Origin of the sequence: Mesorhizobium sp. M6A.T.Cr.TU.016.01.1.1 (assembly GCF_003952585.1) — a bacterium.
Classification (GTDB): domain Bacteria; phylum Pseudomonadota; class Alphaproteobacteria; order Rhizobiales; family Rhizobiaceae; genus Mesorhizobium; species Mesorhizobium mediterraneum.
In genome coordinates this window covers 4475249-4487533 of record NZ_CP034452.1, presented here as the reverse complement: position 1 = coordinate 4487533, position 12285 = coordinate 4475249, and the positions used below count along the sequence as shown (strand labels likewise).

At 62.6% G+C, this 12285-nt stretch carries 15 protein-coding genes; 5 read left to right on the top strand and 10 right to left on the bottom strand.

Going from position 1 to position 12285, the window contains the following annotated elements:
- Positions 1-45: 45 nt before the first annotated feature.
- The 3 genes from EJ075_RS21565 to msuE are packed head-to-tail and all read right to left on the bottom strand — an operon-like array spanning position 46 to position 2891.
- The gene (locus EJ075_RS21565; RefSeq protein WP_126105667.1) at positions 46-894 is read right to left on the bottom strand and encodes an ABC transporter permease; all 849 of its coding nucleotides are present in this window, start codon (positions 892-894) and stop codon (positions 46-48) included.
- A 26-nt stretch (positions 895-920) separates the two neighbouring features.
- Positions 921-2285 (bottom strand): LLM class flavin-dependent oxidoreductase, encoded by a 1365-nt coding sequence (locus tag EJ075_RS21560; protein WP_126105666.1) that lies wholly within the window; start codon positions 2283-2285, stop codon positions 921-923.
- Between the two features lie 48 nt (positions 2286-2333).
- Complete coding sequence (gene msuE / locus EJ075_RS21555) at positions 2334-2891, bottom strand: FMN reductase (protein WP_126105665.1); 558 nt, start codon at positions 2889-2891, stop codon at positions 2334-2336.
- A gap of 319 nt (positions 2892-3210) precedes the next feature.
- Between msuE and EJ075_RS21550 the strand changes: the two genes are divergently transcribed.
- Entirely contained in the window at positions 3211-3726 is a 516-nt protein-coding gene (locus EJ075_RS21550) for a DUF922 domain-containing protein (protein WP_245457981.1), read from the top strand.
- Between the two features lie 183 nt (positions 3727-3909).
- Positions 3910-4278 (top strand): DUF559 domain-containing protein, encoded by a 369-nt coding sequence (locus tag EJ075_RS21545; protein WP_126105663.1) that lies wholly within the window; start codon positions 3910-3912, stop codon positions 4276-4278.
- A 3-nt stretch (positions 4279-4281) separates the two neighbouring features.
- On the opposite strand, the gene epmA is transcribed toward EJ075_RS21545, so the two are convergent.
- Positions 4282-5325: an EF-P lysine aminoacylase EpmA gene (epmA, locus tag EJ075_RS21540; RefSeq protein ID WP_126105662.1), complete on the bottom strand. Its 1044-nt coding sequence runs from the start codon at positions 5323-5325 to the stop codon at positions 4282-4284.
- Positions 5326-5454: 129 nt separating this feature from the next.
- On the opposite strand from epmA, the gene efp reads away from it, so the two are divergent.
- Positions 5455-6021: an elongation factor P gene (gene efp / locus EJ075_RS21535; RefSeq protein ID WP_095482799.1), complete on the top strand. Its 567-nt coding sequence runs from the start codon at positions 5455-5457 to the stop codon at positions 6019-6021.
- 179 nt (positions 6022-6200) lie between these two features.
- Here efp and EJ075_RS21530 read toward each other — a convergent pair whose 3' ends face one another.
- The 3 genes from EJ075_RS21530 to EJ075_RS21520 are packed head-to-tail and all read right to left on the bottom strand — an operon-like array spanning position 6201 to position 8373.
- Complete coding sequence (locus EJ075_RS21530) at positions 6201-7121, bottom strand: HNH endonuclease (RefSeq protein ID WP_126105661.1); 921 nt, start codon at positions 7119-7121, stop codon at positions 6201-6203.
- A 30-nt stretch (positions 7122-7151) separates the two neighbouring features.
- Entirely contained in the window at positions 7152-7880 is a 729-nt protein-coding gene (locus tag EJ075_RS21525; protein WP_245457980.1) for a hypothetical protein, read from the bottom strand.
- Entirely contained in the window at positions 7858-8373 is a 516-nt protein-coding gene (locus EJ075_RS21520; RefSeq protein ID WP_126105660.1) for a DUF488 domain-containing protein, read from the bottom strand. Before EJ075_RS21520 ends, EJ075_RS21525 begins: the two co-directional genes overlap by 23 nt.
- 592 nt (positions 8374-8965) lie before the next feature.
- On the opposite strand from EJ075_RS21520, the gene EJ075_RS34035 reads away from it, so the two are divergent.
- Positions 8966-9562: a CatB-related O-acetyltransferase gene (locus EJ075_RS34035; RefSeq protein WP_126105659.1), complete on the top strand. Its 597-nt coding sequence runs from the start codon at positions 8966-8968 to the stop codon at positions 9560-9562.
- 460 nt (positions 9563-10022) lie between these two features.
- Here the strand turns inward: EJ075_RS34035 and EJ075_RS33780 are convergent, their stop codons facing one another.
- The 3 genes from EJ075_RS33780 to EJ075_RS21495 all read right to left on the bottom strand — a co-directional run bounded on the left by EJ075_RS33780 (position 10023) and on the right by EJ075_RS21495 (position 11885).
- Entirely contained in the window at positions 10023-10289 is a 267-nt protein-coding gene (locus tag EJ075_RS33780; protein WP_126105658.1) for a DUF2285 domain-containing protein, read from the bottom strand.
- 198 nt (positions 10290-10487) lie between these two features.
- Positions 10488-11090: a DUF6456 domain-containing protein gene (locus EJ075_RS21500; protein ID WP_126105657.1), complete on the bottom strand. Its 603-nt coding sequence runs from the start codon at positions 11088-11090 to the stop codon at positions 10488-10490.
- A gap of 102 nt (positions 11091-11192) precedes the next feature.
- On the bottom strand, positions 11193-11885 hold the full coding sequence (locus tag EJ075_RS21495; protein ID WP_126105656.1) for a GcrA cell cycle regulator: 693 nt from the start codon (positions 11883-11885) through the stop codon (positions 11193-11195).
- A 28-nt stretch (positions 11886-11913) separates the two neighbouring features.
- Here EJ075_RS21495 and EJ075_RS33220 point away from each other — a divergent pair, with 28 nt between their 5' ends.
- The gene (locus tag EJ075_RS33220) at positions 11914-12270 is read left to right on the top strand and encodes a hypothetical protein (RefSeq protein ID WP_164547157.1); all 357 of its coding nucleotides are present in this window, start codon (positions 11914-11916) and stop codon (positions 12268-12270) included.
- Positions 12271-12285: the final 15 nt, after the last annotated feature.

Sequence of the window (12285 nt, the reverse complement as noted above, 5' to 3'; positions counted from 1 at the left end):
GGCCTGTTGGAGAGGATGGCCTGTTGGAGAGATGGTGAGAGCTGGTCAGTCGATGGGATCGCTCCAGCGGCAGAGCCGCCGCTGCAGGCTGACCAGGGCCTGGTTGGCGATCAGGCCGAGGCCGGCGAGGATGACGATCGCCGCAAACATCAGCGGGATCTGGAAGTTGTACTGCGCGTTCATCACCTGGAAGCCGATGCCCTTGTTGGCGCCGATCATTTCGGAGGCGATCAGCAACAAGAGCGCCGTGGTCGCACTCAGCCTTAAGCCCACGAAGATCGACGGGACGGCCCCTGGAAGCACGACACGGCGAAACACGGTGAGCCGCGCGGCGCCGTAGACCCGGGCCATCTCGAGCAGTTTCGGATCGACTTGCTTGACGCCGCTGATGGTGTTGAGCAGCAGCGGAAACAGCGTCGCCCAGAAGATGACGAAGACCTTTGATGCCTCCCCCAGCCCAAGCAGCAGGATGAACACCGGGTAGAGCGCCAGCGCCGAGGTCTGCCGGAAAACCTGCAGGATCGGATCAAGCGCGGTTTCGACGGTGCGCACCTGGCCCATGAACAGACCGAGCGGGATAGCGACCGCCACGGCCGCCGCGAAGGCGAGGCCGGCGCGCTGCAGGCTGATGGCGATGTCGCCAAGCAAGGTGCCGCCGGCCAGACCGTTCCACAATGCGGTGACGATCGTGTCGATCGGCGGCAGCACAGCGGCGTTGACCCATCCCGCGCGGCTCGAGACCTGCCAGATCGCAAGGAAGGCGATCAGGATGCCGTAGCGGGACAGGAAGCGGACGACAGTCCGATTGGCCAGGCGAGGGAAATCGGCGCCAAGGCTGGTTCTGTCGGCATGTGCAGGGATCGTGACCCGCTGCTCGATGTGTTGCAAACTCATCGTCTTGCCCTTCGCTTTAAGAGAATCTATTCGGCGGCCAGCACCTTCGAGCGGGCTGCGGTCCAAGGGTTTTCCGGTCGCCTGAGGCCGAGATTCTCGCGCAGCGTCCTGCCTTCATAGGCGGTGCGGAACAGGCCGCGGCGCTGCAGCTCGGGGATCACCAGGTCGACAAAGTCGTCGAGCGCGCCAGGCAACCAGGGCGGCAGGATGTTGAAGCCGTCGGCGGCCTCGTTGCCGAACCATTCCTCCAGCTGATCGGCGACCTGCACCGCGCTGCCGATGACGGTGTAGTGGCCGCGGGCCGTTGCCACCCATTGGTAGAGCTGGCGGATGGTGAAGTTGTGCTCGTCGGCGATCTGGCGGATCAGCGCCTGGCGACTCTTCATGCCTTCGGTTTCCTTGCTCGGCGGCAGCGGTCCGTCGAGCGGATAACCGGTGATGTCGAGCGTCTGGCCGGCCAGCCCGTTGAGCAGGGCGACGCCATCCTCGGGCAGGATCAGCTCGTTCAGCTGCTGGTACTTGGCGCGGGCTTCCGCTTCGGTGCGGCCGACGAAGGGCGCCACGCCCGGCATGATCAGCACCTGTCCGGGATCGCGGCCGGCAGCCTTCACACGAGCCTTGATGTCACGATAGAATTCTTGCGCCGAGGCCAGGTTCTGATGGGCGGTGAAGATGACCTCAGCCGATTGGGCGGCGAGCTTGCGGCCGTCCTCCGACTGCCCGGCCTGCACCACCACCGGGTGCCCTTGCACCGGGCGCGGCACATTGAGCGGGCCTTTGACGCTGAAATGCTGGCCCTTGTGGTCGATGTCGTGAAGCTTGTCCTTGTCGTAGAAGCGGCCCGACTTCTTGTCGCGGATGAAGGCGTCGTCTTCCCAGCTGTCCCACAGCGCCTTGACCGTCTCGACATGCTCATGCGCGCGGGCATAGCGTTCGGCGTGGTTCGGCTGGACGTCGCGGTTGAAATTGCGCGCGGTGTCGTCACCCGCCGAGGTCACGACGTTCCAGCCGGCCCGGCCATTCGACAGAAGATCGAGCGAGGCGAATTTGCGGGCGAGCGTATACGGCTCCTCATAGGTGGTGGAGGCGGTGGCGATGAAGCCCAGATGGGTGGTGAGCGGCGCCAATGCGGCAAACAGCGTCACCGGCTCGAACCCGGCGATCTTGGCATTGCCGCCTTCGCGGGCGCCGAGGCCAACGGTCAGATTGTCGGCGAGGAAATAGGCGTCGAACAGGCCGCGTTCGGCGGTCAGCGCGAGCTGCCTGTGGAACTCGAAATTCGTCGCGCCGTCGGCCGGCGCCTCAGGATGGCGCCAGGCTGCGATATGCTGTCCGCCACCGGGCAGGAAGGCACCAAGCTTGATCTGTCTGGACTTGCTGGGTCTGGTCATTGCGGGTTCCTTCTGTGCTGTGCGGAAAGGGAATCGGCTGACCGGTGTTCAGGCGGCAAGACCGACGCTGCGTGGCGTTCCGGCCACCCGGCATGCTTCGGCGACCGCTTGCCTGACGCGAGAATGGATGGCTTCGGAGACCAGCACGCCGTCGGCGAAGTCCTTGTCGGAGGCGTAGATCGCGGTCGGCAGGGTCAGTGCCTCGAAGAAACCGAACAGCGGCCGCAGCTGATGCTCGACAACCAGCGAATGACGATCGCCGCCGCCAGTTGCAGCGAGGATGACCGGTTTTCCCCTCAGGGACGACGGGTCGAGCAGGTCGAAGAAATGCTTGAAAAGCCCGGTGTAGCTGCCTTTGAAAGTCGGCGAGCCAACCACCAGGACATCGGCACCCAGCAATCGCTCGACGATGCTCCTGGCCAGCGGATCCAGATCGCCGATGCGCCTTGCCAGCGGGAAGGATTGGCCGAGATCCTCGATGTCGAAAACGGTCGAGGCTGCACCGGTGCTGCTCGACACCTCCGCGACGATGTGGCTGATGAATGCCTTGGTCTTCGACGGACGGGTCAGGTTGCCCGACAGCCCCACCACCAGTTTCTTCGACATTTCGGTCTCCTCGCAAAACGGCTTGTGTGTAGTAACTCTACTGAGTTTATCGAATTAAATGAGCGAGAAGATTTCAAAACGAGCCCGCCAAGCGGATTGAGTTTGCGGCACATCGCCGTTGATTGGTTCATTCGACGCGCAATGCGGACGCCGAGGTTTAGGGCAAGGGCGCCTTGACCGCATTCCGGCCACGCGTTGATGATCAAGCGCACCAAAGGCATCGCCCCGGGGGATTCGCATGAAAACAGCTGTTCTGAGGTCTCTGCTCCTGGCCTGTTTGTTGGCATCGCCGGCGCAGGCGGGATGGAAGCCGATTGAGATGGTCGAGACCTACGCCGTTTCAGGGCAGACCGGTCCCCAGCTCCATGCCTCGATGGGCGAGCGGGGGCCGATGATCGGCAAAGGCAACGTCCGTGCCATGGCCTACACCAATTTCAAGCTGACCTGGGTCAGGGATTATCAGCGACAAGGCAATGCCTGCGTGCTGGTATCGGCGCGGCCGAAGCTCATCATAACCTACACCTTGCCCAAAACGTCCGGGCCGGTGCCGGCTGCCGTGCAGAAGAGTTGGGACGTTTTTGCCGCTGGCCTCGCCGCCCACGAAAAGGTGCATGGCGACATCATCGTCGACATGGTCCGCAAGATCGAGACGGCCACCATCGGCCTGTCCGTCCCCGACGATCCCGGTTGCAAAAAGATCAGGACCGAAATGACCAGGCGGCTTGCCGAACTCTCCCAGGCGCAGCGGCAGGCAAGCCGCGATTTCGACCGAGTAGAATTCGCCCCGCGCGGCAATCTACAGCAGCTCATCGTGAATTTGCTGATGGGGCGGTAGGGGAGGATGGAGCGAAGCACCCCCTCTGCCCTGCCGGGCATCTCCCCCTCAAGGGGGGAGATCGGCTGACCGCAACGCCGCACCTCGTCCTTCAACATCCGCGATTGAGGCCGGAGCGATGCGAAGGCGTAATCTCCCCCTTGAGGGGGAGATGCCCGGCAGGGCAGAGGGGGGTCGGCGGCGATGAGCCACTATCCTGTGCCGCCAATCAACCGCCGCAATGCGCGCAAGATGCGTAAAGTCATGACGGATGCCGAACTGAAACTCTGGAACGAGATCAGAGCGCATCGCCTCATGGGACTGGCGTTTCGGCGCCAAATGCCCATCGCTGGCTACATCGTCGATTTTGCTTGCCCGGACAGAAAGCTGATCGTCGAACTAGATGGTTCCCAGCATGCCCAGGCCGAGGCCTCGGCGTCGGATGCCGCGAGAACGGCAAAGCTTGAAGCGCTGGGCTGGACCATCCTGCGCTTCTGGAACGACGACGTCATTCGTGACCTCGATAATGTCTGCCAGCACATAGTCATCGAGGCCGGCGCGGACAGGCGCTGACTCTCACTCCACCACCGGCGTCCACATCACATCCTCGACCCGCAGCGCCCCAGTTGCCAGCATCACCAGCCGGTCGAAGCCGAGCGCGGAGCCACTTGCCTGCGGCATGATATCAAGTGCCGCGAGGAAATCCTCGTCGATCGGATAGCGTTCGCCATAGACACGCTGCTTCTCGTCCATCTCTAGGATGAAGCGCCGGCGCTGCTCGGCGGCGTCGGTAAGCTCGCCGAACGCGTTGGCCAGCTCGACGCCGCAGCAATAGAGCTCGAAGCGCTCGGCGGTCCTCGCATCATCCGCGCTCGGCCGGGCGAGTGCCGCCTCCGAAATCGGATAGCCGTAAAGGATGGTGGCGCGCCCCTGCCCCAGCGTCGGCTCGATCTTTTCCACCATCACCCGGCTGAACAGATCGGCCCAATTGTCGTCGGACGCGGTGCGCAAGCCCGCCTGGACCAGAGCCGCGTGCAGCGCTTCGCGATCGGTGCTGCCGTCGGCGGCGACCGTGGCTAGCAGGTCGATGCCGGCATGGCGCGAAAAAGCCTCGGCGACGCTTAACCGTTCCGGCTCGGCGAACGGATCGGCCTCGCGGCCGCGAAAGGAGAAGCGTTTTGCGCCGGCGCGCTCGGCGGCCAGCGCGACAAGCCCGGCACAATCCTCCATCAGGCTCTCATAGGTCTCATCAACCCGGTACCATTCGAGCATGGTGAAGGACGGATGGTGTAGCGGGCCGCGCTCGCGGTTGCGATAGACGGCACTCAGGCTGAAGATGCGCTTCTCGCCGGCGGCGAGCAGCTTCTTGCAGGCGAATTCCGGCGATGTGTGCAAATAGAGCGGCTGGCGCTGCCCGTTCGGGCCGATCGCCTCGGTGGCGAAGGCCGACAGATGCGCCTCGTTGCCTGGCGAGACCTGCAGCGCCGCTGTCTCGACCTCGATGAAATCGCGACGGGCAAACCAGTCGCGCAGGGCAGCAGTGATGGCATTGCGCAGGAGCAGCCGCGGCCGGCGGTCGGTGTGGACATCGGGCGTCCACCAGGGCGAGGCGGCAGTCATGACAGGCGGATTTGCATCGAGGACTGGCGATTGCAGCCAAGATGCGCTAGTCCGCACCGGACGGCTCCCGCAGCCGATTTGCGCCGGTCGGCGCTTCCAGGCCAGTCAACGCTCTTAGGAATAAAGCCCGTGAAGGTCATCGCCAGTTCCCTACGCAAAGGCAATGTCGTCGAAAAGGACGGCAAGCTCTATGTGATCCTCTTTGCTGAAAACATCCATCCCGGCAAGGGCACGCCGGTGACCCAGCTCGACATGCGCCGCATCTCCGATGGGGTGAAAGTCTCGGAGCGCTACCGCACCACCGAGCAGGTCGAGCGCGCCTATGTCGAGGAGCGCGAGCACACCTTCCTCTATCGCGACGGGGAAGGCTTCCACTTCATGAACCCGGAAAGCTACGACCAGGTCGCGGTGTCGGAAAGCGTGGTTGGCGAGATGGCCCCCTATCTCACGGAAGGCATGGCGGTGCAGGTCTCGCAGTATAATGGCATCGCCATCTCGCTGGTGCTGCCGCAGCGCGCCACCTTCGAGGTGGTCGAGACCGAGCCGGTGACCAAGGGCCAGACGGCGTCCTCGTCCTACAAGCCGGCAACGCTCTCCAACGGCGTGCGCACGCTGGTGCCGCCGCACATCAGCGCCGGCACCCGCGTGGTGGTGATGACGGCGGATGGCGCGTATGTGGAGCGCGCCAAGGATTAGGGGCGGCGGGTCGCCGATGTTGGAGACCGAAACACCACGCGCTTCGTCATCCCAGGGCGGAGCAGGAGCGAAGCGACGTCGCGCAGACCCTGGGATCCATTCCGTGACGTTTGAGCGCAGCGGCGGTGCGGAAAGCGGGATAGCTTCCGCCAACCCAAGGGGTCGCCACCCCCCGGCGATCAGTGCATCGCCCCGGCAAACGCCTCTCGGTGGTGAGCCAAAAATGCCGGGTGTGGCCACAGCTTTCGATCCGACGGCAGATGCAAACCTTGATGCTCCGGGCGGAAGAGATTCCTTAGCTCACTAGGCACCCGGTTATGGGCGACCAGAAGTCGATGGTTTTCATCTATCGAGATGAGGTGCCGGTCGAAGAGCCAGTGCACGGTGGCGGACAGCGCGATGCCGTTCTGCACAACGTCGGGACCGCCGGCCGCAACCGGTTTGATGTGGGCCGCCTGAACTTCGGCCCTGCCGCCGCCATTGATGATGCGGAGGCCGGTGACGGCGCATTTGTCCTCATAGGCTCGGCAGACTTCTAGCCGGAAGGTCGCGTCGCGGATTTTTCGGTTCAGCAATATCTGCTCGACCTGACGATCAACCGTCTGGGCAAAGCCAGGCTGTGTCGGCAACGACAGTTGGAAAGGCAGCATGTCGAGATCGAGTTTTCTGGCGTTGGCGGGGTCTAGGGTTTCGCTGAGGCCAGCCAGCACAATATCGTTGAAGTCCTCCGTCAGAATCGGGCGCATGGACTTGCCCTGGACCGCCCGGCCGACGAGGCTGGGATTTAGCACCTCGCGCAATAGCGCCTCCGCATAACGGCCGTCCCTGATGAAAGGCACGGGTGTCGGAAATTCGAGATAATCCGTCACATTGGCATAGTAATGACCAGCCCGATCGGAGTCCGGCTCGACACCGGTTACGCGCGCCGCAGCGGTATAGGCGCGTCGGCCGCCATTGCGTTGTGGCTCACGAAAGAGCACCCAGTCACCTGCCGCGTTTCGTGCTGCGTCCAGGTAGTTGCTGCGGGAGGGAAAATGATAGCGGCGGGTGATGTCATCCTTGTAGCCAGACGCCGGCTTGACATCAAAAACGGCTTTCACAATTCCATCCCATCGTCACGACATCGTCGTCTACAGTGCAAGCGCACCTTGTAAATTCTCGTCAACCCGAAGAACCCCAAGCAACTGCCAAGTCTGCGGCCGCTTTGCTAAGTTCCCGACGGCGAACAACATTCCGCGTTTCGGGTAGTCGTCATTGAACCTGTGATCCATCCAGTCGAGCGTTTCCTGCACGGTTCGTCCGCGCTTTCGCTCGTTGTAATACATAGCGTGAGCCTCCCAATCTCCATTTGTGTATTCGTGGGGCGCATGTGCGTCCTTGAACCTGAATTTAAATTCATAGGGTGTGGGCTCTAACGCAGCGAGGTCGTCGTCCAGAAGCGACCCTTGCGAGGCCGCCAGTTTGTAAGAATCGCGCTCTTCCTTCAAATCAGAGGAGGATTTCAGCTTGTAAGAAAAACGCGGTTCGATAGGTCGGATCAACGCGAGCGAATCCCCACGCTCCTCAGCAGCCTTCACGGATGGCAAGACCAGTGGATTCAGGAATGCAGCCCGCTTGCTTGGAGCCAATCGCTTGCCGATGACGATAGAGTCTTCGAAGACCCGACAACTTTCCCTACGATTGTCCCGCGGCGGTCTGATGTACTTGAAGTCGATGAAATCCCAGCGTTTGAAGCTATTCTCTTCCTTGAGGTGCCTGAAACGCACCGGGTAGAGGCGTTTCCACTGGCCCTCGGGCGTGATGCCCGCACAACAAACGGTTTCTCCGTGCTTCGCGCTACGTTGCGGCAGCGCTTTCACGAGGATGATAACTTGGCAGCTTTGAGGCGTTGCGGACATAGCGCTCCGGATCGTCGCCGTAGAGATCGAACACCTCGAACTCCATCGACTCAATCATCTCCTCCGCAACGATAGACCTGTGACAGGTCTCCGGATCGCGCTCGAAGCACAGTAGGCATGTCGGCTTTTCCCCCGCCGCAGCTACCAGCTCCTTGAGGGACAACTGAGCGTTGTCGGAATCAAGGTGAGCAGAATAGATAGCACGGAATTGCTCGAAAAGTCCCGCTCGTGCCGCATCTCTTCCAGGTTTTGGGTCGCCAAGGTCTATGAAATGCAAGTATTCGATACCTTCAGACTCTAAGCGAGCCGCCAATGATTTTTTGGAGAATCCTTTCTTGCGGGAAAGTGCGACGGCACGGACGTCGGCTACCCGCTTAACGCCGACGGTTTTCAGCGTTGCGACGAAACGGTCTATGTCTGTTCCCTCATATCCGATCGTGTAGACAACACTCATGTTATTCTCCGGCATTTCGCCTGTGGATACTCGCATGCGGAGCTTACGTCGACCTGAGACGATGCCGCACCGAATCAATGTTTGTTTCAAGTCCAGTAAACGAAGGATTACCACCCCACCCGCCTCCCAGCATCATCCCGTAATGCACCGCCAGCAGATCCAGCCCGACCTTCAGCAGTTTCACCAAACATCCCGCGCCTCGCCCGTCTGCTCAGCTAGGCTCTTCACCGTTTCGCCATGGCAGCACACCTTGTGCACCACGCTCGCCACCTCCCAATGTGCCAGCGCCCTGGTGGCGGCGTGAGCGCGGCCGGCTGAGAGGATGCGGTCGCCGGCGTCTCCACCCTTGCGGCCGCCGTCGACGCCCTCCGGACAGCGCCATCGACCTGGCGCCGTCCTTCTGCGAGACGCGGAAATCCTCGCGTTAGCGGTTCCCGATCCGTCGCGCGGCCATAGCGCACTTGCGAAATGCCCTCTCTTGAGCGATGCTCCTCCCCTTAGCAGGGGCTTGAGGAATGACATTTAAGGCAGTCGCGCGGATCGATACGGTGGTGTCGATTGCCGGCTCACCGAATCCAGGCGGTAAACCGGGATGGCTCTCAAGAAACTGCGGATTTGGCTGGGACTGAAAGATGATCCCGCAGCGATCCCGCGCCACGCTAAAATCGGACGCGAAACCTATGGTGTCCACGGCAGGACATTCCTCAATTGCACGGCGGAATCGCCAGTCGAGATAGGCGCATTTTGCTCTATCGGGCCAGGGACACTCTTTCTGTGCCAGACCGATCACCGAACGGATACGGCTTCAACTTTTCCTTTTCAGTCGCGGATTTTCCGGCAGAAAGAAAACCTGGAGTACCTAGTTTCGAAAGGCCCGATCCTCGTCGGCAATGATGTCTGGATCGGAGCCCGCGCGATCATCCTTTCAGGCGTGACCATCGGCGACGGAGCCGTTATTGCCGCCGGCAGCGTCGTGACCAGGGACGTTGCGCCATATACGCTTGTCGGCGGCAATCCAGCCAAGGTGATCAAGCGCCGGTTCTCCGACGAGACGATTGCTGCACTGCTTGAAATCCAGTGGTGGAACTGGCCCATGGCGCAGCTAAAAAAGGAGCGCGCCGCCTTCGACCTGTCCGCCGAGGTTTTCGCCAAGCACTATGCGGCCCACCAAAATTCAAGGCGGGTGTAAACTTGACTGCGAAGGCTCGACGCTCGGCCGAAGCCAGAGGTTGTGCGGGTGCTGCGTATGGTTTGGAGCGCTAGGTAGATTTCGCAACAGCTGGGCTGATCTGCCTTCAAATGCCTTCGTAGAGGGGACGAACCTGTTTGGGTGCGGCAAGCCTCTTCACGGCGCTGCGGCCGCCTACCGAACCAGGCAATGCGCATCCGATATGACGAGGTCGCGGCAGGCTAGGTGCCTGGCGGAATAGCCGGAATTCACAGCTACCAAATACCGGCATTCAGCCAAGGATGAGACCCGCCACCAGAACCGTAAGGATAAGCGACACCGGAACAGCAAGCAGGCAGCACGCCTCTAAAGTGTTGATTTGCCAAGAGTTCATCGGGCGCTTTCCCATGTTGGTTTCCTATCTAAACGGGCAGACCGGCACGGCAGTTCCATGGAAAATGTCAGGGCGTCATTCGCGCCGCTATCGTGCTGATTGGCGCGAAGCCGCATTCCGAGTTATCCAGCGGGCACGCGCCAGATGCGTAGCCCAAGCCCGGAATGCCCTCTCTGGCTCCTGGTTTGGATCAATATGCAGAACGGTGTGGGCGACCTCACGCCAATCGGCTCCGTCCGCCGAAGCATCGAGCAACCGGATATAGGTAAGCATATGGTCCTCGTCATAGCCGGTCAGCACCGAAGACGTCGGCGCGACGTCTGCGAAATGAGGGTCTAGCAGCGGCTTTAACATTGCGATCTACCAGCAATGGCGCACCGTAACAGGCCATGGGGAAGCCTGCGCCCTTCAATTGGAGGACGCGGGCCGATCGAGGTTCGCTGCGTCGCCGCCCTCCGCACTCCGCGCCCTCTCGGGCGGCGAAGTTCAGGCCGCTCCCCGGTGATCAACGGCGCCTTGGTCGACCGACGCGGGCATCACGCCAGTTGCCTACTACCCACGCGGCCTCCGCATCAGCATCATCCCGTAATGCACCGCCAGCAAATCCAGCCCGACCTTGAGCAGCTTCGCCACAACATCCCGCGGCTCGGCGTTCTGTTGGGCCAGGCTCTTCACCGTTTCGCCATGGCAGCAGACTTTTTGCACCACGCCCGAAACCTCCCAATGCGAAAGCGCCCTGGTGGCGTCGGCATAGGCGCGGCCGGCGGACAGGATGCGGTCGGCAACGCCGCCGCCGATGCGCCCGCCATCGACGCGCTCGGTCAGCGCCGTCGGCTTGACGCCGTCCTGTGCCGAGACGCGAAAATCCTCGCGGTAGCGCATGCCCGCCTCGCGCTGCTGGCGCGACAGCGAGGTGATGCCGGTCAGCGGATCGACATTGCGCACGCGCACAATGCCGCCGGGCGGGCCGTCGTTGGAAACCTCATAGACACGCCTCGCCTCCAGCGTGCCGACTGCGAGCCGTTTGCGGCCGAAGGCGTCGTCCTTCAGCGCGAAATCATGGCCGACCTCCTTGCGAATGCGCACCTGCTCGGCCTCGCCCTTGGCTAGTTTGGGCGGCTTGGGTTTGGCCTTCTGGGCGGTCTTCCTGCTCATCGGTGGCTCCTCGTTTCATTTGCTGTCTTCGCAGAACCTGGGTTCCTCTCCTCACCTCGTAGGGCGAGGAAACCCAAAGCCGCCGTCCGTTCGGCGATCAGTTCACGCCGCATCCGCCAGAACCGTGCGGCGGTGGTCGCAGAAGCGCGCCGCGTGATAGGCGCAGTAGCTTTTCAGCGGCCGCGTGCGCAGGCCGCAGCACAGCATGTCCAGTCCCGGCCGGCTGCCGGGCGCGTCGTTCTCGGGGTCTTCCTCCAGCGTCAGATCGATCGGCGCGCGGCAGCGGTTGAACAGGCAGTCGATGAAGCGCATGGCCGCGACCTGCGGCTGGCGCCCTACGGCAGTGGGGTGCGGCGCCGGCACCTTGACGGCCTCGCTATCGGGCCCGTGGATCTCGTGCACGAACTGGCGCTGCGGCAGCCAGACCGGCGGCGCCAGCCTGGCCGGCGTCACATGCCTCGCAGGCCCGCTCTGCTTTACCAACTGCGCTTGCACGGGCAGCTCTGCTTGCCCAGGCAGCTTTGCTTGCCCAGGCGATCTGGCCGGCTCTGCGGATTTGTCCGGCCTGACAAGCTTTGCCGGGTTTTTTCTAGGCCGGCCGCCGGACCTGCCCTGGGGATTGGCAAAGCCGATGGCGCGCAAGTCGGCGTTGCGGTGGACGACGCCGATGATCGCGTTGCGCGACGCCGGGCCGCCGCGCAGCGCGCTCAGCCGGTCGGCGATCCTGGCGGCGGACAATCCGTCCTTCAGCCAGCGGGCGATGCTTTGCAATTCTGTGTCGGTATAGGCGGGCATGGTGTTGATCCATCGAAAGGTTGCGTAGATGCCGAAGCTGCGTCCCTCTCCCGTTCACGGGGAGAAGAAAGGTCACCTCCGGCGGCCGAGCTTCGCCTCGGCCGCCTCGCGGGTGGCAGCGGAAACCGCCCTGCCCGTCTGCCGGTCGAAGACGATGACCGTGCCGTCCTCGGTGCGGATGCACGAAACGCCGGCATGGCTCGCGCCGAAATTCGTGGCCGGAGCCGTGAGGGAAACGGCTCCGGCCGTTCCGGTCGCCGCCGGTGACGGCAGGGCGACCGGATCCGAGGCGCGAGCCTCGGGCTTCGTCCCGGCCGGGGAGGAGGACAGCCGGGGCGGATGGGAAAGCGAGATGAGGCATGGCTTGCGCATGGGTCGTATATAAGCATAACTCAAAAAA

Coding starts and splice junctions, on each gene's coding strand:
- EJ075_RS21565 (WP_126105667.1), bottom strand. CDS start 894: ATGAGTTTGCAACACATCGAGCAGCGGGTCACGATCCCTGCACATGCC.
- EJ075_RS21560 (WP_126105666.1), bottom strand. CDS start 2,285: ATGACCAGACCCAGCAAGTCCAGACAGATCAAGCTTGGTGCCTTCCTG.
- msuE (WP_126105665.1), bottom strand. CDS start 2,891: ATGTCGAAGAAACTGGTGGTGGGGCTGTCGGGCAACCTGACCCGTCCG.
- EJ075_RS21550 (WP_245457981.1), top strand. CDS start 3,211: ATGGTCGAGACCTACGCCGTTTCAGGGCAGACCGGTCCCCAGCTCCAT.
- EJ075_RS21545 (WP_126105663.1), top strand. CDS start 3,910: ATGAGCCACTATCCTGTGCCGCCAATCAACCGCCGCAATGCGCGCAAG.
- epmA (WP_126105662.1), bottom strand. CDS start 5,325: ATGACTGCCGCCTCGCCCTGGTGGACGCCCGATGTCCACACCGACCGC.
- EJ075_RS21520 (WP_126105660.1), bottom strand. CDS start 8,373: ATGAGTGTTGTCTACACGATCGGATATGAGGGAACAGACATAGACCGT.
- EJ075_RS34035 (WP_126105659.1), top strand. CDS start 8,966: ATGGCTCTCAAGAAACTGCGGATTTGGCTGGGACTGAAAGATGATCCC.
- EJ075_RS33780 (WP_126105658.1), bottom strand. CDS start 10,289: ATGTTAAAGCCGCTGCTAGACCCTCATTTCGCAGACGTCGCGCCGACG.
- EJ075_RS21500 (WP_126105657.1), bottom strand. CDS start 11,090: ATGAGCAGGAAGACCGCCCAGAAGGCCAAACCCAAGCCGCCCAAACTA.
- EJ075_RS21495 (WP_126105656.1), bottom strand. CDS start 11,885: ATGCCCGCCTATACCGACACAGAATTGCAAAGCATCGCCCGCTGGCTG.
- EJ075_RS33220 (WP_164547157.1), top strand. CDS start 11,914: ATGCCGAAGCTGCGTCCCTCTCCCGTTCACGGGGAGAAGAAAGGTCAC.